At 55.4% G+C, this 20011-nt stretch carries 17 protein-coding genes; 10 read left to right on the top strand and 7 right to left on the bottom strand.

Annotation, left to right across the window (positions count from 1 at the left end; all coding sequences use genetic code 11):
* Positions 1–31: 31 nt before the first annotated feature.
* Together Q1L85_RS09130 and Q1L85_RS09125 are read right to left on the bottom strand one after the other, a co-directional pair.
* Positions 32–1816, bottom strand: a complete 1785-nt coding sequence (locus tag Q1L85_RS09130) for an acyl-CoA dehydrogenase C-terminal domain-containing protein (protein WP_300425051.1) — start codon at positions 1814–1816, stop codon at positions 32–34.
* Between the two features lie 23 nt (positions 1817–1839).
* Entirely contained in the window at positions 1840–3102 is a 1263-nt protein-coding gene (locus Q1L85_RS09125; RefSeq protein WP_300425049.1) for a 3-hydroxyacyl-CoA dehydrogenase, read from the bottom strand.
* Between the two features lie 99 nt (positions 3103–3201).
* Between Q1L85_RS09125 and Q1L85_RS09120 the strand changes: the two genes are divergently transcribed.
* The 5 genes from Q1L85_RS09120 (at position 3202) to Q1L85_RS09100 (ending at position 8779) form a co-directional block, all read left to right on the top strand.
* Positions 3202–4107 carry a LysR family transcriptional regulator gene (locus tag Q1L85_RS09120; RefSeq protein ID WP_300425072.1) on the top strand — a complete coding sequence of 302 codons (906 nt, stop codon included), beginning with the start codon at positions 3202–3204 and terminating at the stop codon, positions 4105–4107.
* A gap of 61 nt (positions 4108–4168) precedes the next feature.
* Positions 4169–5698, top strand: coding sequence for a cryptochrome/photolyase family protein (locus Q1L85_RS09115; RefSeq protein WP_300425047.1), 1530 nt, complete (start codon positions 4169–4171; stop codon positions 5696–5698).
* Positions 5698–5877, top strand: a complete 180-nt coding sequence (locus Q1L85_RS09110) for a DUF2256 domain-containing protein (RefSeq protein ID WP_300425045.1) — start codon at positions 5698–5700, stop codon at positions 5875–5877. The genes Q1L85_RS09115 and Q1L85_RS09110 overlap by 1 nt, the downstream gene beginning before the upstream one ends.
* Positions 5877–7244 (top strand): DASH family cryptochrome, encoded by a 1368-nt coding sequence (locus Q1L85_RS09105; RefSeq protein WP_300425043.1) that lies wholly within the window; start codon positions 5877–5879, stop codon positions 7242–7244. Before Q1L85_RS09110 ends, Q1L85_RS09105 begins: the two co-directional genes overlap by 1 nt.
* Before the next feature lie 2 nt (positions 7245–7246).
* Positions 7247–8779 (top strand): deoxyribodipyrimidine photo-lyase, encoded by a 1533-nt coding sequence (locus Q1L85_RS09100; RefSeq protein WP_300432914.1) that lies wholly within the window; start codon positions 7247–7249, stop codon positions 8777–8779.
* A gap of 2 nt (positions 8780–8781) precedes the next feature.
* Here Q1L85_RS09100 and Q1L85_RS09095 read toward each other — a convergent pair whose 3' ends face one another.
* The 5 genes from Q1L85_RS09095 to Q1L85_RS09075 form a co-directional block, all read right to left on the bottom strand.
* Positions 8782–10068, bottom strand: a complete 1287-nt coding sequence (locus Q1L85_RS09095; RefSeq protein WP_300425039.1) for a methyl-accepting chemotaxis protein — start codon at positions 10066–10068, stop codon at positions 8782–8784.
* A 106-nt stretch (positions 10069–10174) separates the two neighbouring features.
* Positions 10175–11701, bottom strand: a complete 1527-nt coding sequence (locus tag Q1L85_RS09090) for an FMN-binding glutamate synthase family protein (RefSeq protein WP_300425037.1) — start codon at positions 11699–11701, stop codon at positions 10175–10177.
* Positions 11702–11871: 170 nt separating this feature from the next.
* On the bottom strand, positions 11872–12201 hold the full coding sequence (locus Q1L85_RS09085) for a hypothetical protein (protein ID WP_300425036.1): 330 nt from the start codon (positions 12199–12201) through the stop codon (positions 11872–11874).
* Between the two features lie 236 nt (positions 12202–12437).
* The gene (locus Q1L85_RS09080; RefSeq protein ID WP_300425035.1) at positions 12438–13343 is read right to left on the bottom strand and encodes a TIGR01777 family oxidoreductase; all 906 of its coding nucleotides are present in this window, start codon (positions 13341–13343) and stop codon (positions 12438–12440) included.
* 15 nt (positions 13344–13358) lie between these two features.
* The gene (locus tag Q1L85_RS09075; RefSeq protein ID WP_300432911.1) at positions 13359–15128 is read right to left on the bottom strand and encodes an acyl-CoA dehydrogenase C-terminal domain-containing protein; all 1770 of its coding nucleotides are present in this window, start codon (positions 15126–15128) and stop codon (positions 13359–13361) included.
* 139 nt (positions 15129–15267) lie between these two features.
* On the opposite strand from Q1L85_RS09075, the gene Q1L85_RS09070 reads away from it, so the two are divergent.
* From Q1L85_RS09070 to phrB, 5 genes are all read left to right on the top strand, one after another.
* Complete coding sequence (locus Q1L85_RS09070) at positions 15268–16245, top strand: NAD(P)/FAD-dependent oxidoreductase (RefSeq protein WP_300425031.1); 978 nt, start codon at positions 15268–15270, stop codon at positions 16243–16245.
* Positions 16242–16640: a CbiX/SirB N-terminal domain-containing protein gene (locus Q1L85_RS09065; protein WP_300425029.1), complete on the top strand. Its 399-nt coding sequence runs from the start codon at positions 16242–16244 to the stop codon at positions 16638–16640. Before Q1L85_RS09070 ends, Q1L85_RS09065 begins: the two co-directional genes overlap by 4 nt.
* A gap of 103 nt (positions 16641–16743) precedes the next feature.
* Positions 16744–17718, top strand: coding sequence for a DUF523 and DUF1722 domain-containing protein (locus tag Q1L85_RS09060; protein ID WP_300425027.1), 975 nt, complete (start codon positions 16744–16746; stop codon positions 17716–17718).
* Positions 17715–18569 (top strand): MerR family transcriptional regulator, encoded by an 855-nt coding sequence (locus Q1L85_RS09055; protein WP_300425026.1) that lies wholly within the window; start codon positions 17715–17717, stop codon positions 18567–18569. Before Q1L85_RS09060 ends, Q1L85_RS09055 begins: the two co-directional genes overlap by 4 nt.
* Positions 18566–19990, top strand: coding sequence for a deoxyribodipyrimidine photo-lyase (gene phrB / locus Q1L85_RS09050; RefSeq protein WP_300425025.1), 1425 nt, complete (start codon positions 18566–18568; stop codon positions 19988–19990). Before Q1L85_RS09055 ends, phrB begins: the two co-directional genes overlap by 4 nt.
* Positions 19991–20011 lie beyond the last annotated feature (21 nt).

Raw genomic sequence — 20011 nt, 5'->3', positions numbered from 1 at the left:
TGACGTGCTCCGCTTGCGCGGAGCGTCCCTGTCACTGACGGACAAACTGCTCAGCAGTCAGACCAAACAGGTTATCGACCGGCGTCTGAAGAACCTGACGGTGCAACTCGGCACGGGGCAGAATACGGTCGAAATAGAAACGCGCCGATGCAATTTTAGCGTGATAGAAATCGCTGTCGGCCGCCCCCTGTGCCAGGGCTTCCTGTGCGGTAAGAGCCATACGTACCCAGCCATACGCAAGCAGAACATACGAAGAAAAATTCAGAAAATCGGTTGCGCAGCCACCAATTTCTTCCGGGTTTTCAGCGACACGACTGAGAATATCCTGAGAGAGCTTACGCCAGTGGGCATTCACGGAAGTTAACTGTGCAATATTGCCACGCTGACCATCATCGAGATCATTGGCTTCACAGAAAGCATCTATTTCATTCTGCAGACGACTCAGCTCAGCGCCCTGATCGCCCATGACTTTACGGCGCAGAAGATCGAGCGCCTGAATGCCATTGGTGCCTTCATAAATCTGAGTAATGCGTCCGTCACGTACCAGCTGCTCCATCCCCCACTCGCGGATAAAGCCATGCCCGCCATATACCTGCATACCCAGGTTAGCGGCTTCGGCACTCATATCGGTCAGGAAAGATTTTACGACCGGAATCAGGAGTGCAGCGCGAGCGGCGGCCAGCTCCCGCGTTTCATGGTCACTATGATGCTGTTCGTTATCCAGTGCCTGCGCCGCTTCATAAGCCAGCATGCGACAACCTTCGACCAGCGTTTTCTGAGTCAGCAACATGCGCCGCACATCAGGGTGAACGATAATCGGGTCCGCCGGTTTTTCTGGCTGTTTCGGGCCGCTCAGAGAACGCGACTGCAGTCGGTCGATGGCATATTCCACCGCCCCCTGGTAAGCCATTTCGCCGATCCCCAGACCTTGCAGGCCAACCTGAAAACGCGCGTCGTTCATCATAGTGAACATGCAGGCCAGACCTTTATTCGGCGCGCCGATCAACCAGCCCTTCGCCTGATCGAAATTCATTACACAGGTGGCCGCGGCTTTAATACCCATTTTATGCTCAACAGAACCACAGACGGCCGGGTTGCGACTGCCATCGTCGAGAATTTTCGGAACTAAAAACAGGGAAATACCTTTCACACCCGCGGGTGCATCCGGAAGACGGGCCAGTACCAGATGAACAATATTTTCTGACATATCCTGCTCGCCACCACTGATAAAAATCTTGGTGCCGGAAATAGCGTAAGAACCATCCGCCTGAGGCTCTGCTTTTGTTCGCAGCAGGGCCAGGTCAGTACCCGCATGGGGTTCCGTCAAACACATGGTGCCCGTCCACTCACCGGAAATCAGCTTGGGCAAATAGGCATTTTTCAGATCGTCGCTGCCGTGCGTGGTCAGCGCAAATACAGCGCCGTCGGTTAAGCCGGTATAAACGCGGAATGACAGATTGGCGCTCATCATCATTTCCTGAAACGGTGCCGCCACAGAAATCGGTAATCCCTGACCACCAAAGTCTTCACTGCCGGTCATAGACGCCCAGCCGTTCTCACAGAACTGACGGTAAGCGTCCGGAAATCCCTCTGGCGTTTTAACGTCACCGTTATTGAACTGAATGCCTTCTTCGTCACCGCTGCGGTTCAGCGGCGCCAGTACGCCTTCATTAAATTTTGCGCCTTCTTCCAGCACAGCGTCGATAATGTCTGCGGTCAGGTCTGAGCGCCCGAGGTTCTGCAGGTGTTCACTCGCCTTCAGTACTTCATGCATTACGAAACGCATATCGCGCAGAGGTGCTTTATAAGCCGTCATAATCGGATGTCCTGTTATTATTCTTAGTTTTTAATGCTGGAAAATGTCTGGCCATCGGCTGCCAGGGATTTCAGCAGTGCAGCTGGCTCCCAGCGACTGCCGTTCGCCTGCTGCAGATCTTTCATGTCGGCCAGCACGCCGACCAGGCCTTCGCTGTCGGCCCAGGCCATGGGCCCACCCCGCTCTTTCGGGAAGCCATATCCATTGAGATACACCTTATCAATGTCAGCGCTGTTACGGGCAATGCCTTCATCAAGGATTTTCGCGCCTTCATTGACCAGCGCCAGAATACAGCGGCTGACGATTTCATCATCGCTGATATCACGACGCTCAAAGCCTGCTTTACCAGACTCTTCAATCACGAGAGCATTCACGCTGTCATCCACCAGCGCCTCGCGGCTACCGGCTTCGTAGCGATAGTACCCCTGGCCTGATTTCTGACCGAAGCGCTCCAGTTCGCACAGGCGGTTATCGATACGGACATTCATCTCTGCATCTGAGCCTTCTTCCAGAACTGTGCCCGACAACTGGCGGGCGCGCCACTCCAGGTCGATACCGACGACGTCGTACATACGGAAAGGCCCCATCGCCATTCCCCATGCCTGCAGTGCATTATCGACCTGCGCGGGTAAAGCGCCTTCTAACAGCAGACGACGGGCTTCGAACACATACGGCTCCAGCATGCGGTTACCGATAAAGCCATGACAGTTACCGGCGACCACAGCAACTTTTTTCAGACGGGAGCCAAGATCTTCAGCCAGCTGAATGACCGCCGGAGCCGTTTTCTCTGCGCGGACAATTTCCAGCAGTTTCATGATGTGCGCCGGGCTGAAAAAGTGCAGCCCGAGCACCTGCTGCGGACGCGAGGTCACGGCAGCGATCGCATCAACATCAAGATACGAGGTATTCGTTGCCAGAATGGCCGCTGGATTAAGCGTGCTGTCGAGCTGCTGGAAGATTTTCTTCTTCAGGTCGATGTTTTCATATACGGCTTCAATGGCCAGCTGCACATCGGCGATATCCTGATAGTCGCCACTGAGGCTGAAGCGTGCGAGGCAGGCATCTGCGTCCGCCTGAGTGATGCGCTCACGCTTGACCATACTGGCATAGATGCCCTGGATATAGGTCAGGGCCTGCTGACGCACGTCCTCATTCAGATCGACCAGCGTTACCTGAATACCTGCGTTGGCAAATGAAATCGCGATGCCACGCCCCATGGTACCGGCACCGATGACGGCAACCTGTTGAATGTCTGCAGCATTTACCGGGGAAAAATCTGTGCTCATAGTCTGGCCTGTTATTATTCGGATAGTATGTAGAGAGCCACATTCTGAAGAAAAGTGGCACCGCTGATGAAATTAAACTTTGTGATATAGCATATTGTGATGGTGAATATCCGCAACTTTGACCTCAACCTGCTGGTCATCTTCGATGCCCTGATGCGGGAGAGGAACGTCTCCCGTGTGGCTGAAAAGCTGTCTCTCAGCCAGCCGGCGGTCAGCAATGCCCTGAACCGCCTGCGCACCCTGCTGGACGATCAGTTGCTGGTACGTACCTCACAGGGTATGCAACCTACCGCCCTCGCGCTGGAACTTGAAGAGCCGTTGCGGGAGGCCATCCAACAGATAGAACATACACTCAGCGGCCGTAATCAGTTCGATCCCTCAAGCAGCCAGGTACGTTTCAGAATCGCGACGACCGACTATGCCGAGCTGGCACTGATGCCGCGCCTGCTCAGCTACATGCGCGCCATGGCGCCCGGAATTCAGTTTGATATTCTGGATCTGCCACCGGAAACGCCCACCAAGGCCCTGGAAGATGGCGAACTGGATCTGTGTATCGGACGCTTTGGTGAATTGCCTCCAAGAATACGTCGGACCCCCTTTCTGAAAGAGCACCTTGTGGTTGCCTGCGATGCAGAACACCCCCAGATCACAAACGATCTCAGCCTGGACACCTTTCTGAGCCTGCAGCACATCTGGGTGTCAGGCGGCCAGAGACGGGGCGTGGTCGACATGTGGCTGGATGAAAACCGTCTGGAACGCAATATCGTCATGGTGACGCCCAACTACCTCGGAGCACCGCATCTGGTGATTGGTTCTGAGATGGCGGTTGTCCTGCCTAAACGGATGGCCGATGAGTACGCCAACCTTCTTCCTATCCGCTGTGTCCCTCTGCCACTGCCGATACCGCCTTTCGATGTCGATATCATTACGTCTGCCCTGCGCAATGATGATGCCGCCCTGCAGTGGCTGATTAAAATTCTGCGACACCAGTTTACGGCTCTCTGACTGGCAGTTATACGGTCATAGTTATACACTACCTATACACAATGAATAGGAATGTATACCTGTGCGTATTGGCCTGATACTGGGAGACCAACTGACACCGTCGCTCGCGTCGCTGCGTGTACTCGACCCTGCCTGCGATCAGCTCATCATGGCTGAGGTGGTGGATGAAGCGACCTATGTTGGTCATCACCCCCAGAAAATCGCCCTACTCTTCAGCGCCATGCGCCATTTCGCCGACGAACTGCGTCAGGTGGGCTGGAAGGTTCATTATCACAAGTACGATCCTCAGAGTGAGTACCGCTCACTGCTGGATGTCGTGACAGAAAGAGTCAGGTCGGACGCCCCTTCAGAGCTGGTCCTCACTCAATGCGGCGAATACCGCCTGCAACATGCGATGGATATGGAGTGGCAGGACCACCTGGGCATTCCGGTAACTATTTATGGCGACGATCGTTTTTTATGCAGCACATCGCAGTTCGCCGCCTGGGCGGATGGGCGTAAACAACTGCGCATGGAGTATTTTTACCGGGAGATGCGCCGCGACACCGGATATCTGATGAAGGATGGCGAACCAGAAGGTGGCCAGTGGAATTTCGATTCCGACAACCGCAAACGCTGGGATGGGAAAACGCCCTTTCCTGAAGCGCCGGTATTCAGCCGCGACGACATCGACCGCGACGTCCTGGCGCTGGTCAGAGAACACTTTTCCCATCACACAGGCAACCTGACCCACTTCCCCTGGGCAACCCGCAGAGAGCAGGCGGAGCAGGCGCTGAGCTTCTTTATCGAAAACGCCCTGCCCGCCTTTGGTGATTTTCAGGATGCCATGGTGCGTAACGAAAAAGCGCTCTTCCACAGCCTGCTCTCACCGTATATCAACTGTGGATTACTCACCCCCAGACAAGTGTGCGACGCTGCCGAACAGGCCTGGCGGGAAGGGCTGGCACCGTTAAATGCCGTAGAAGGGTTTATCCGCCAGATCATCGGCTGGCGCGAATATGTGCGCGGTATTTACTGGCTGCACATGCCCGGATACGCGAAAGAAAACACCCTGAAAAACAGTCGCTCACTGCCGCACTATTACTGGGACGGCGACACCCGCATGGCCTGTATGGCGGATTGTTTCCGCAACACCTTTGATAATGCGTATGCCCATCACATTCAACGTCTGATGGTCACGGGTAATTTTGCTCTGCTGGCCGGCATACTTCCCGAAGAAATATGTGAGTGGTATCTGGCGGTGTATGCCGACGCATACGAGTGGGTCGAACTGCCCAACACCCTCGGCATGGTAATGCACGCCGACGGCGGTTATCTCGGCAGCAAACCGTATGCTGCGTCCGGTAATTACATTCATAAAATGTCTGACTACTGTAAACATTGCGACTATCAGGTGAAAACCCGCAGCGACAGCGACAGCTGCCCTTTCAACAGTCTTTACTGGCATTTTATTCACCGGCATGAAAAAGAATTCAGTAAAAACCCGCGCATGGCGATGATTTACCGGTCTTTCGCAAAAATGCAGGAAGACGAACGCCAGCGAACACTTGATCGCGCAGAGCACCTGTTAATTCACCTGGAGGAACTCTGATGAAAAAAGAGCATCTCCCGCAGAAATTATGTGTGGTCTGCGAACGTCCTTTTTCCTGGCGGCGGAAATGGCTTAAGTGCTGGGAAGACGTTAAGTACTGCTCTGAGCGGTGTCGCCGCTCATCCCGAAAAGCGCCGCCCAATATCTGCGCGGCGGGGTCGGTAGAGGATGAATTCTGATGGTTCAGCTGTTATGGCTACGCAATGATCTGCGTCTGCACGATCACGAAGGTTTCCGGCTGGCCTCCGGACATGGCGCACCGCTGGCGGTTATTTTTATTCTTCCTCAGCAATGGCTCACGAACGATGATGCCGGCATGAATCGCCTCGGCAGTGCAAAGTCTCATTATCTGCGCTCAGCACTGATCGACCTGCATCGCCAGCTTGAAGACCAGACCATAGACCTGCATATTTTTTCTGGCGATCCGCTGCAGATTTTTAAAGACATACAGGCGGAATTTACCGGCACCGACTTCCGCCTGCTGACCGCCGAAGCACAGGCGCCGGAAGAGTCTGACTGGATTACCGGCATACGTGATCTGGGTATGCCCGTGACCACCTACAACGCTCAGACACTTTTTACAGAAAAGAAGATACAGACGCTGGGAAGCAGCTACCCAAGCCCGTTCACCCGCTTCAGAAACATCGTAGAAGGTGACCCTAGTTTATGGCAGGTAAAAACACCGGTCGACACCCCGCTACTGGGCGTTCATGAACAACCTTTACGACTGCAATCGCCTGTCAGCTGGCCACAGTCGGCGTATCAGGTAAAACTACCGGTCAGTGGTGGAGAGCGCGGCGCACAACTCTGGTGGTCTGATTACCTGAAAAGTGATGCCGTCAGCCACTACAAGACCACCCGCAATCAGCTAATGGGAAAATACAGCAGCAGTCACCTGAGTGCCGCTCTTGCCTGGGGTTGCCTGTCAGTGCGTCAGATCTGGCACGACATTCTGCAATACGAAGCAGCCAAGGGGGCGTCAGAACATACCTACTGGCTGAGGTTCGAACTGCTCTGGCGGGAGTATTTTCACTGGTCGCTCCGCCACCACGGCAAGCAGCTCTTTCAACCCAACGGCCTTGCCAGTCGCACACCTGAGAGTCGGCCTGATCCGGCACGATGGCAGGCCTGGTGTAATGCCACTACCGGTGTTCCTATGGTAGATGCCGGGCTGCGCGAGCTTCGCCACACCGGGCATATTTCTAACCGGCTACGCCAGAATATGGCGAGTTATTTTATTCACCAGTTAAAGCTGGACTGGCGACTGGGTGCCCGCTGGTTCGAGATGTACCTAGCGGATGCAGATGTCGCCAGTAACTACGGTAACTGGGCCTATATCGCAGGGTGTGGCCACGACCCACGACCGCAGCGGCAGTTTAATCTTAACCGGCAGTTACGCCAGTATGATCCCCACGCAGAGCATATCCACTACTGGTGCCCGGAACTCAATGGCGAAAATGCCGCAGATATTATCCGTCATCAGACCGGCGAACAGAGGTTGCCCTTGTATCCTGCCCCTGTCGTACCCGCCCCGGACGGCGACTGAGCATGTTGCAGGTTGTCTGGTTCAAACGCGACCTTCGCCTGTATGATCACCGGCCATTAACCGAGGCACTCGCCCGTGGCCCGGTGATCTGTCTCTATGTCATCGAAGACGAGTACTGGGCGCTGGCCGATACCAGCCAGCGACAATGGGATTTTATCCGTGAGTGCCTTCAGGATCTTCACCTCGAACTGCAGTTCCGACAGGGCACTCTGTCGGTTGCGAGAGGCGACGTAGTTCAGATTCTCGACCGGATTTATGCGGAGTGTGGACGTTTCTGCCTGCACAGCCATGAAGAAACCGGCAACCTCTGGACGTACGAGCGTGACCAAGCGGTCGCGCAATGGTGCAGGCAGCACGACACCGTCTGGCGTGAGCATGCTCAGATGGGCGTGAGGCGCGCCGGCAATGACCGTGATACCTGGGCCTCACACTGGCAGAAATGGATGTCGCAACCCTGCCTTGGGGCACCTGAGCATATTCCGGCGTTCTCGGCGCCCGGAAGCCTCCCGCCTTCGCAATGGCCGCAACAGATGCACCCTCACAACCGCCTGCCCTGCCCAGGTCGTCAGCCAGGAGGAAGACGTCAGGGGCTCGATATCCTGCAGAGTTTTCTCAATACTCGGGGAGAGTTTTACCGGGGCTCGATCAGCTCACCGCTGACGGCGGAGGACGGCTGTTCGCGCTTAAGCCCTTATCTGGCAACAGGCTGCATCGGTATGCGTGAGCTGGTGACCTGTCTGCGGCAGGCGCGGGCGCGTTCCCGCTCAGTTCGTTGGAATACCAGTCTGTCGGCGTTTGAATCACGCCTCTGGTGGCACTGCCACTTTATCCAGAAACTGGAAGACGAACCGGAAATGGAAATACAGAATCTGCATCCGGCGACGAATCAGCTCGACCGGGAATACGACCCGGACATGATGACCGCCTGGCAAGAAGGAAAAACCGGTTGGCCGATGGTGGATGCCTGTATGCGTTACCTGATCCACCACGGATGGGTGAATTTCCGCATGCGGGCCATGCTTGTCTCGGTGGCGACCTACCCCTTATGGCAACCCTGGCAGCCCGTCGCCCACTGGCTCGCCAGTCTGTTCACCGACTACGAACCTGGCATCCATTATCCACAGATACAGATGCAGGCCGGGACCACCGGAATTAATATCCCACGGATATATAACCCGACACTTCAGGCACAGCGCCTCGATCCGGAAGGTCACTTTATCCGCCGCTGGGTACCTGAACTGAGATCCGTCAGTAATCACTGGATACATCAGCCCTGGCTCATGTCACAGAGGCAGCAACGGGAAGCACAGGTCGTGATCGGCGACGATTACCCGATGCCACTGGTCGATTTCAGTCAGGCATCCCGACAGGCAAAGGCAAGGCTGACCGCAATACGGGACGACAATTTTCGCCAACAGGCCAATGATATTGGTGAGAAGCACGGGTCGCGTAAACGTGGCAGCAGAAAGGCTGGCCCCCGCATGAAACAGGAGAATAAAAAGGCCCGCGAGGCGGGCCAGATGTCGTTATTCTGAGCTCAGGAAGGTAATTTAAAGCACATCAGTGCCTGATTCATTTCTGACGTTGTGCTCAACAGTCCATCCACTTTGCCCGTCGATGTGCTTATTTCTTCACGAATATCTGCGGCGGCGCTGCTGATGCGTGTGACATTACCGTTCACTTCATCGGCCACACTTGTCTGCTCTTCAACGGCCGATGCGATCTGCATATTCATGTCATTAATTGAACGCACTGAGTCGGTGATTTTCTGCATCTGATCGGCCGCATAACTGGAATGACGGATGGTCTCTTCACCCAGCGCGCTGCTTTTACTCATTGTAGAAACCGCCGCCTGTGAACCACTCAGAAACTGAGACACCATCCCCTCAATTTCCACAGTCGATTCCTGTGTGCGCTGCGCCAGCGTGCGTACTTCATCGGCTACGACCGCGAAGCCCCGCCCCTGTTCGCCTGCACGCGCAGCCTCAATCGCAGCATTGAGGGCCAGAAGGTTGGTCTGCTCGGCAATGCCTTTGATCACGTCGAGCACTTTAGAGATGCTGTGGCTGTTGCGCTCAAGCTCGGCCAGAGCCTCCGCAGTACTGCCCAGACTGGTCACCAGTTCCGACGTTTTACTGCTCGCCTCTCTGTTAGCTGTCTGCCCCTTGACGGCCAGCTGAACGACTTCTTCTGTGGCCTGGTGAGCACGGTTTGAATTTTCGGCCACTTCCTGGACGGCGATTGCCATTTGCTGGATGGCTGTGGCGACCTGCTGAATTTCGGTGCTCTGCAGATCAGTACACTCGCGGATCTCTCCTGCACTCTGAGACTGGGCCTGAATCACTTCGGCCACCTGGCTGCCTGACACCCGGATAATGTTCATCAGCCCTGCGAGCTGCTGGCGCATATGCTCGGTTTGTCTGAGGAGATCGCCGATTTCATCATTCACACCCGGAGTGATCACGGTTTCCATGTCTCCGCCAGCGATGCCACTGATAAAGCGCTTAGCCCGGTCCAGCGAATAACCAATGCCACGAATGGTCAGCAAACCGATACCAAAAGCCACGGCGACCGACACCAGCGCAGCGAGTGCCAGATGCATTTCTATCCGACGGATTTCAGCGCGCACCCCCGCCACGGTTTCAGCTCCTGCATCAGAGACCACGACCGTCCCATCGGCCTCCATGATACTCGTGAGATGCCCTTCGGCGACCTGAAGCTCGCGAAAAATAAATCCGGTGGCCGATAACTGGACAACGCAGACCAGCACTAACAGAAAAGTAAGACGCTTCCTGATTGAATAATTTTTCCACATATCCCGCATAGGGCCCGCCTCCAGATGCAATACTGATACACAAAAGTGTCCTCTTTGACTAAGTGTAGTCGCTCTGAAGATTTCTACATGGTTATGTGGGCCAGAAATGCCGGCGTCAGTCCGGAACGCTACCTTCTGTCGGCGGGTGAAATCCTTCCCGGCCATACAGCTCAGAAAGCAGGCGGGCCTCGCCGTTTGGCTGCACCATACGGGCATGGACGCGCTGCAGCTGCCGTGGTTCATCCACGCCACAGCTATGAGCAATGATTCCCACCTCCTGCACCAGCGAACGGGCAAAATGCGCGACGCGCTGAGCCTTGTCTTCTGGCACCAGCCCGCGCTGCAATCTGGGATCATGCGTGGTTATCCCGGTCGGGCAGGTGTTTTTATTGCACTGCAGGGCCTGAATGCAGCCCAACGCAAACATAAAGCCGCGCGCCGTCGTAATAAAATCAGCACCAACACAGATCGCCCAGGCTACGCGGTCCGGGGTAATCAGTTTTCCGGAGGCAATCACACGGATGCGCGGGCGCAGCCCGAATTCGTCCAGTGTATCCACCAGCATGGGCAATGCCTGAGCCAGCGGTAATCCCATGTAGTCAATCAATGACTGGGGAGCTGCACCTGTGCCACCTTCGGCACCATCTAACGTAATAAAGTCCGGCGCGCTGTCTATGCCGCGTTGGCGGATTTCCCGGCACAGGTCCCTGATCCAGTCACTGCTGCCCAGCACTGCCTTAAAACCAGTCGGTTTACCGGTGAGGTCACGGATATGGTTGATCATATCGAGCAGATCTTCGACCGAGCGCACTTCCGGTTGGCCATTGGGGCTGATGGAGTCTTCCCCAACGGGGATATGACGTATGCGGGCAATTTCTTCGGTCACCTTTCCACCGGGAAGAATGCCACCTTTGCCCGGCTTGGCGCCCTGACTCAGCTTCAGCTCGAACATCTTCACCTGAGGGTTATGAGCGATTTCCAGCAGCTTCTCATCATCGAGCGAACCGTCTTCCCTGCGCACACCATATTTGGCAGTGCCTATCTGGAATACGATGTCACCGCCACCTTCCAGGTGATAGGGCGAAAGACCCCCTTCCCCGGTATTCATCCAGCACCCCGCCATCGCCGCTCCCCGGGAAAGCGCCTGCACCGCCGGTTTCGACAGGGCGCCAAAACTCATGCCGGAAATATTGACCAGCGATGCAGCGGCATAGGGGTGACGACAATGCTCTCCGATCACCAGAGACTGCGATTCGCTGAGGTCTTTGCTCAGAGAGGGAAAAGGGCTGTTAACAAACATGATTGTGCCGGGAGTATCCAGTCGCCGTGTCGAGCCGAAAGCAACGGTCGTGCTCTCGTTCTTTGCTGCACGATATACCCAACTGCGCTCGGCCCGGTTAAAGGGCAACTCTTCGCGGTCCATGGCAAAAAAATACTGGCGGAAAAACTCACCAAGGTGCTCAAAGAAGTACCGGAAGCGGCCGATGACCGGAAAGTTACGCCTGACTGTGTGACGGGTCTGACGCCGGTCGATCACATAGGCAATAAGAAACCAGACCGATCCGACAACCAGTGCGGTAAGAAACAGGCCCAGCAATATCAGCACGCCCCAGGCGGCCAGGTAGAAAACGTCGTCCGTCATGACACTCCCCTCAGATCAGGCAGTCAGAGTAATGGAGTATCGGATGACATGAAAGTCAGAAAAATCCGCGTGATGCGCAACTTTTTAATGCGCCGGATGCGGGCACAAAAAAAGCAGCCCGAAGGCTGCTCTGAATAGGGTGCTGTGGCGGTTGTCTTTCTTCCCGGGCATCATGCCATGGGGGTAATGTTCTTCACATTCTTCGCCGAGAAGTAGGCAAAGCCTCCTTCGATATCCCCGACTTCCACACGATTGGGCGCCAGGGGAGAACTTTTGACTGCGGCGATATATAAGCCTTTGCTCGCAACCAGATTTTTGTCTACGTCATTAAAGTGTGGCTGCGAGAAAGCAAAGGTTTTACGTTCGCAGCCGCGCTCTAATGTCATGATCAACTGAGCATCGGCCAGCTCAGTCGCGCGGGAGAAATTGACATAGCTGACCCGATAACTGTTATCGAATTCAAATAAGTACTGATCGAGTGTTTGACGACTGATGCTCATAATGGTCGTTACCTGCAGCGGTGTTAACTGTTTACAGTTTTAGGTTTAGCTGCCGATCACTCCCTTTGCCATCGCTGATAACAGAAAACTACAGGAAACCTGCCAACGTCATTTTTCCGTGTTTTCAGCAGGTTACAGGGCGTAAAAAACGCGCTGAGTGGTACAAATGCTACCTAAGACAGGTGTCAAATATCCGTGGTCTGTACAGTCGGTACACAGACTGTTACCTGCGCAGACTACCACACACGGACGACGGCCTCTAACGCCTCGCGGGAATCACTGTAAACCCACGAGAAGCCTTCGTCTGACAACACCTTCGGAATCACGTTCTGCCCTTTTAACAGAAGTTCGCTCAACTCTCCGAACACCAGTGTGGTCACAAACGATGGCATCGGCAGACAGGCAGGTCGTGACATAGCCCCGGCAAGCTGTCTGGAAAAACGGGCGTTGGCCACGGGCTCTGGAGCAGTCATATTTATCGGCCCTGTCAGCGATGACTTGAGGATGAAATCGACCGCACGGCAATAGTCTTCGATATGTATCCAGGAAATCACCTGCTGCCCGGAACCGATTGGCCCTCCCAGACCGAGCCTGAAGGGTAACCACATCCGCGCGAGCATCCCCTGTCGTGCTCCGAGTACGACACCCGTTCGCAGATATACCAGCCGCTCTGCACGCTCGGCCAACAGTGCCGCCGCATTCTCCCAGTCGATGCAGAGATTCGCAGCGAAATCCTTACCTGCCGACGAGCTTTCTGTCAGGGCAGGCTGTGCTCCCGGAAAACCACCGTAATAACCGATCGCTGATCCGGACAGCACCACCTCAAACTGCTGGTCGGTGCTCTGAGCCCAGCGCCCAAGGCGTTCGGTCAGTGCAACACGGCTGTCGCGCAATACTTCTTTACGGCTTTCGCTCCAGCGCTGATCAGCGATACCTTCACCGGCGAGGTTAATCAGCCAGTCAAAGCGGCCCTCAAGCTCTGCAAGTTCAGAGACCGCAGTCACACGCCCTTCCCAGCGACGTGCAACTGCGTCAGGACGGCGACTGAGTATGACGATCTCATGGCCCTCAGCGAGCCAGCGTGCGGTGAGGCGACTTCCGATAAAGCCACTGCCGCCTGTTATAAGAACGCGTTTACTCATATCGCCTCCTCAGGCTCAGAACTGCTCTGCTGTCAGAGACATCAGAGAGTCTTTGCCATTCTCTATTTCTGCCATAAGCGCCAGTTGCTGCGGCAGAAGCTTGTGCATGAAGAACTCTGCAGTCTTAATTTTAGACTGATAGAAATCGATTTCTGTCGAGCCTTCGTCAAGATTCTGCTGAGCAGTCTGTGCCATGCGGCTCCAGAAGTACGCCAGCGACGTCAGAGCAAACAGACGCAGATACGGCGTGGCTGCTGCCCCCGCCTGCTCACGGTCTGCCATGCCGTTCTGGACCAGCCACATGGTCGCTTTCTGCAGACGTGTCACCGCCGCCCGCAGTTCCTCCGCATGAGGAACGCCACCATCAGTCTTCAGATAATGATCCAGCATGGCGAAGAAACGCTTGATCGCCCGACCACCGGCGTGACCGAGTTTGCGCCCGACCAGATCCAGCGCCTGGATACCGTTGGTACCCTCATAGATTCGGGTGATGCGCGAATCGCGGACAAACTGCTCGACCGGCCAGTCCTGGGTAAATCCGGAACCGCCCATCAGCTGCAGACCATCGTTAGCACAGAAGAAACCCTCGTCTGTCAGGTACGCTTTCACGACAGGCGTCAGCAGCTGCACCAGGTCGTCGGCCTGCTCGCGTTCTTCAGGAGTCTCTGCTTTGTGAGCGATATCCAGCTGCATGGCCGTGAAGTACGCCATGGCACGGCCACCTTCAATAGTGGCTTTCTGACGCAACAGCATACGACGGACATCCGGATGAACGATGATGGAATCCGCTGGTTTCTCAGGTTCTTTCGGCCCGCTGAGAGATCGTGACTGGAGACGCTCTTTGGCAAAGCCCAGGGACACCTGATACGCCGCTTCTGCGATACCCAGCCCCTGCAGACCCACCATCAGACGGGCAGAGTTCATCATCACAAACATGGCCTGCAGACCTTTGTGTGGTTCGCCGATCAGCCAGCCTTTGGCGTCTTCGAAGTTCATCACACAAGTGGCTGAGCCTTTGATACCCATTTTGTGTTCAAGACCACCACAGAACGCAGGATTGCGGCTGCCATCTTCAAGTACCTTAGGCACAAGAAACAGGGAGATACCTTTCGAACCAGACGGAGCGTCCGGCAGTTTCGCCAGAACCAGATGAACAATATTGTCAGCCAGGTCGTGCTCACCGCCGGTGATCCAGATTTTGGTACCGCTGATGGCATAGGATCCGTCGGCCTGAGGCTCGGCTTTGGTGCGGATCAGACCCAGATCTGTACCGCAATGAGGCTCAGTCAGGCACATAGTGCCTGTCCATTCACCACTGATCAGGCGAGGCAGATAAGCTTCTTTGAGTTCGTCAGAGCCGTAGCTGGTCAGTGCGTTAACAGCGCCGTGAGTCAGGCCCGGGTACATACCGAGTGACAGGTTGGCCGAGCACACCATTTCTTCTGCAAGGGTGTTCAGCGTGTGCGGGAGGCCCTGACCGCCGTAGTTCACATCGCCGGTGAGAGAGGTCCAGCCAGCTTCAGCGAACTGACGATATGCCTCACGGAAGCCCTTTGGTGTCGTAACAGTTTTGGCTTCAGGGTCGTACTGGCACCCTTCGCGGTCGCCGGAGGTATTCAGCGGCGCCAATACATTTTCAGCCAGTTTTGCACCTTCCGTCAGCATGGCATCCATGATTTCACGGGTGGCGTCTTCAAAACCCGGCAGCGCAGGCAGGACGGTGTCACCATTCAACACTTCATATAATACAAACTGCATGTCGCGCAGAGGGGCTTTGTAACTCATGGGTATCTCCTATCGGGGATTGGGTTGCTAAAAACTATACATTAGTTATACAGCACAAGGTTTTTCTGTACAATAGTTTTGCATATGCCGGATCAATCAGCGTACACTCAGCACGAACTTCTTATACAAAGCACTCACTATGAAGAAGATAGCGATCATCGGAGCCGGAGTGGCCGGGCTTACCGCTCTTCAGCGCCTGCAAGATCAGGCCGAAGTCACAGTATTTGATAAAGCCAGAGGGCCTGGCGGCCGCCTGTCCAGCAAGCGGGTCGGTGAAGACTCCTGGGACATGGGAGCACAGTTTCTGCGCGCACACTCGCTCGAGTTCCGCCACGCGCTTGAGCAGTGGCAGAATGAAGATCTGATTCAGGAGTGGCAGGTGAACCCCTGGCTGATCACCTCAGAGCATCGGGGGCCATCCCCGGATAACACCCGTAGATACGTGCCCGCGCCGAGAATGACAGCGCTGAGCCGCCAGTTAATCGGAGCGGCTCATCACTTTGAGGCATCCTGCAGAATCGTACGCACCCACTATGACGAAGCCTGGACGCTCTGGGATGAAAACGACCGGGCATTCGGCCCCTTTGACGGCCTGATTATTAATGTACCGCCGGAGCAGTCCCTGCCGCTGCTGCCGCCAGCAACAGCCCTGGCTGACACGGTCGGGTCACTCGACATGCTGCCCTGCTGGACCTTATTGATGAGCTTCACCAGCCCGCTCGACGTTCCTTTTGATGCCGCCTTTGTTCGCGACAGTAAACTGGGGTGGGTTGCCCGCAACAACAGCAAGCCGGGCCGGGAAGATACGGATGCCTGGGTGATTCAGGCAAGCCACGCCTGGAGCGCACTGCATAAGGACGCTCCCCGGGATCAGATACAGAATGCTATGATCGCCAGCTTTACAGAACTCTGCAGCTCCCCACTCCCGGAGGTGCGTTCACAGTGGCTGCATCGCTGGTTGTTTGCGGTGCCCGCCCAGTCTCCCGGGCTGGGCTCGCTGAGCGATCCGGAGTGCAGACTGGTTCTCGCGGGCGACTGGTGTCAGCACGGCTCTGTGGAAGGCGCCTGGATCAGCGGTAATCATGCCGCACAACAACTTCTGGAGATGTTTGCATGACCGCACAGAAAAACGCCACCGTCCTGCTCGCCCATGGCAGCAGCGACGCCAACTGGCTGGCTCCCTTCAACGATCTGCTTATCCGGATCCGCTCAGGTCTGGATACACAGCGTGTCGAGCTGGCCTACATGGAGCTGGCACACCCCTCGATGGAAGATCAGATCCGCCAACTGGCGACAGAAGGATTCAGCAAAATTGATATCCTGCCGTTGTTTTTTGCTGCCGGCCGCCACCTGCGCAAGGACGTTCCGGGGCAGCTGGACACCCTGAAAGCGGCATTGGCGGACAGTGGCACCCAGGTCGAACTGATCCTGCACCCGCCGGTCGGTCTTGAGCCGGAGGTTTCTTCGGCGATCAGTAACATCGTTATACGCCAGGTGTCAGCTGAGTCCTGATTTTTTGTACAGAAAATAAAATTCTTGTACAACTTTTATTGACTTGTACAAGAAGGTACTGCCAGAATGAACCTATACAGCATTCTATTCAGGAGTTGTACAAATGGCTCAGGCAGTATCTTCAGACAAAATTCCGGTGGGCATCAGTGCCTGCCTCATGGGGCAGACCGTACGCTTTAACGGTGGTCACAAACGCTCCCGCTTCTGCACTGACACACTCAGCCGCTACTTTGAATTCAGAGCTGTGTGCCCTGAAGTCGCCATCGGCATGTCAGTACCACGCGAACCTATACGTCTTGTATCAGAAACGCCGGAGGACTCTGTCATCCGTGCGGTCGGCACAGACTCGCCTGAACTCGATGTCACTCATCAGCTCACTGACTACGCGCACACCGTCTCGCAACAGTTCGACGATCTGTGCGGATTTATTTTCATGCAGAAGAGTCCCAGCTGTGGCTTGTTCGGGGTAAAACGCTACCTGCCGAATGGTCACCCGGAAGGCAAAGCCCAGGGGCTGTTTGCGGCCGAGTTTTCCCGCCTGAATCCATTGCTTCCTGTTGAAGAAGCCGGCCGACTGAACGACGCGGCTCTGCTCGAAAACTTTATGGTGAGAGTTTACGCCTACCGCGACTGGAAAAACTTCGTCCGGGAAGGTGTCACCGCGAAGGGGCTGATCAACTTCCACTCCCGCTACAAATACCTGGTGATGGCGCACAGTCTGGTGGAATACAAAGCCATCGGCCGTTTGCTCGCCAACCTGAGCAACGACGCCGACAGGATCGCCGACGAGTATATTCAGCATCTGATGACCGCGCTGCGCAAACCCGCAAGTCGCAAAATGCATACGAACACGCTGATGCACCTGCAGGGCTATCTGAAAAACTGGATGTCACCAGCAGACAAACGCGAGCTGGAGAATCTGATTCACGAATATCGCAACGGCATCATTCCTCTCGTGGTCCCTCTGACGCTCCTGAAACATCATCTCAATCACCACGACGGCGTACACGATTATGCCCGTCAGCAGGTGTACCTGAATCCACACCCCTACGAGCTTGGCCTGAGGAACGCGCTGTGAGCGATACCCCTGACGGTTATCCGATCCGCGAGTTTTCCCGGCTCACTGGTGTGAACCCGGTGACTCTCCGGGCCTGGGAGCGACGCTACGGCATCATCAGGCCCCTGCGCACCCCCAAAGGTCATCGCTTCTATAACGATGATCACGTCGAGCTTGTGCGCAATATCCTTTACTGGCTGGAGCAGGGTTATCCGATACGCCAGGTAAAACTTCTGCTGCAGACCCCAGCCTCCAGCCATCAGGACGATGCCGATGACTGGCATACGCAGCAGGATCAGATTCTGCGCGCCTGTTCACGCTTCAGCGCACGCGGTCTTGATGACCTGCTGCAGCAGGGCCTCGCCAGTTATCCGATGGCGGTGTACTGGGAACGCTGCCTGCAACCTGTGCTGGAACATCTGCGCGCCGACAGCCACAGCGGCCCAGTTCTGAAAAGCTTTGAATACCTGCTGAAACGGAAGCTGAACAGCCTGATTGCCCTGCAGCAGAAACACAGCGAAGGGCGGACCTTGTTAATGGCGACCAATCACAGCGATGCCGAGCTACAGGTTCTGGCGATCACCTATGCTTTGGGTGCAGCGGGGTTTCGGGTTGAGTACTTCGGCAGCGAATTACAGCCCGAAGACATCCGGATTCTCGCGCCGGTCGTATCTGTGTCATGGATATGGCTGCATCTGCACCCGGCGGGCGCCGGCGAGAGCAGAGCCTGGCACAGCATAGGCAACGACGGACAGATTCCTGTGTTTCTGTCCGGAGACAGTAACGGTGCTCCGGGCGAACTTTATGTGATGCCAGAACGTACCGGCGCAATGATCACACAATTTATTACTACGTCTGGAGAACCTGTATGACACGGCTGGTATGGTTCCGGAATGATTTCCGGGTACATGATAACCCTGCTCTGATGCATGCCCGTCGTGACAACGAGGAAGATTGTCTGGCTATTACGTTTGTCTGCGAGAGCCAATGGCGTCGACATGGCCTCGGTGACCGACGCATAAATCTGATCAAACAGGCAATCAACGGCCTTCATCGGTCGCTGGAGAAACTCGGCATCCCGCTTCTGGTCATTCAGTCTGACCTGTTCAAAGACTCTGAGAATGACCTCAGGCACGTGCTGGGTGCGCTGGATGTTTCTGAACTTAATTACAACATTGAATACGAAATCAACGAACGCCACCGGGATATCAGCGTATGCCGTCTGTGTCAGGAATATGAGGTCAGCACAAACAAATTTCACGATCAGTGCCTGTTAGCACCTGGAGAAGTACGGACTCAGAATAATGACCCCTACCGGGTGTATTCACCGTTTCGCCGCAGTTGGCTGAGTCTGATGCAGGACTACTGCCCTGCGCCTCTGGGTGCTCCGGCTCCCCAGGCCAGTGACATTATTTCTGCCGCCGTCAGCGACCTGATTAATGACAGACATGCTCTGCCGGAGTCTGTTTCAGACCCGCTATGGAGCACAGACGAGAATACGGCGCACCAGCGTCTGTCAGAGTTTCTCGACAGCGATGTATTGCGCTATCACGATCTCCGCGACCTGCCCGATGCAGAAGGCACCAGTCGTCTGTCTTTTCATCTCGCGCTCGGCATCCTGTCCCCAAGACAATGTATTCACACCGCGTGGCAACGTAATAACTGCATGCTGAGCGGCGGCGAACAGGGCATCGACACCTGGATCAACGAATTGATCTGGCGCGAATTCTACCGCCATTTACTCGTCGCTTACCCTCAGCTCTGCAAACACAAAGCGTTCAAGCCGGAAACGGAAGGCGTGCCATGGCGCAATAACAAAAGCGATTTCGATCGCTGGTGCCGGGGCGAAACCGGTTACCCCATTGTGGACGCCGCCATGAAACAGCTGCTCGACCAGGGCTGGATGCACAATCGGCTGCGGATGATCACCGCCATGTTTCTTACCAAGCATCTGCTCATCGACTGGCGTTGGGGAGAAGCCTGGTTCTTCGAACAACTGGTCGATGCAGATCTTGCATCCAACAATGGTGGCTGGCAGTGGAGCGCATCGACCGGTGCAGATGGTGCTCCTTATTTCCGGATTTTTAACCCGACCACGCAATCGGAAAAATTCGATAAACAAGGCCTGTTTATTTCACGTTATCTGCCCGAACTGGCAAAACTCAGTGCTAAATCGAAACATTTTCCAAGCGCTGGTGAGCGCTCGCTGTATGGATACTGCGACCCGATTGTAGAACATAAGTCAGCGCGCGAACGCGCACTGACAGCCTTTAAACAGACTCTGGAGGCGTAAGGGAACCAACCCTGCGAAATC

This window comes from uncultured Thalassolituus sp. (assembly GCF_950066645.1).
In the GTDB taxonomy this organism is placed as follows: domain Bacteria; phylum Pseudomonadota; class Gammaproteobacteria; order Pseudomonadales; family Oceanobacteraceae; genus Thalassolituus.
Note: the sequence above shows the minus strand (reverse complement) of the source record. Positions and strands in the feature narration are given on the sequence as shown.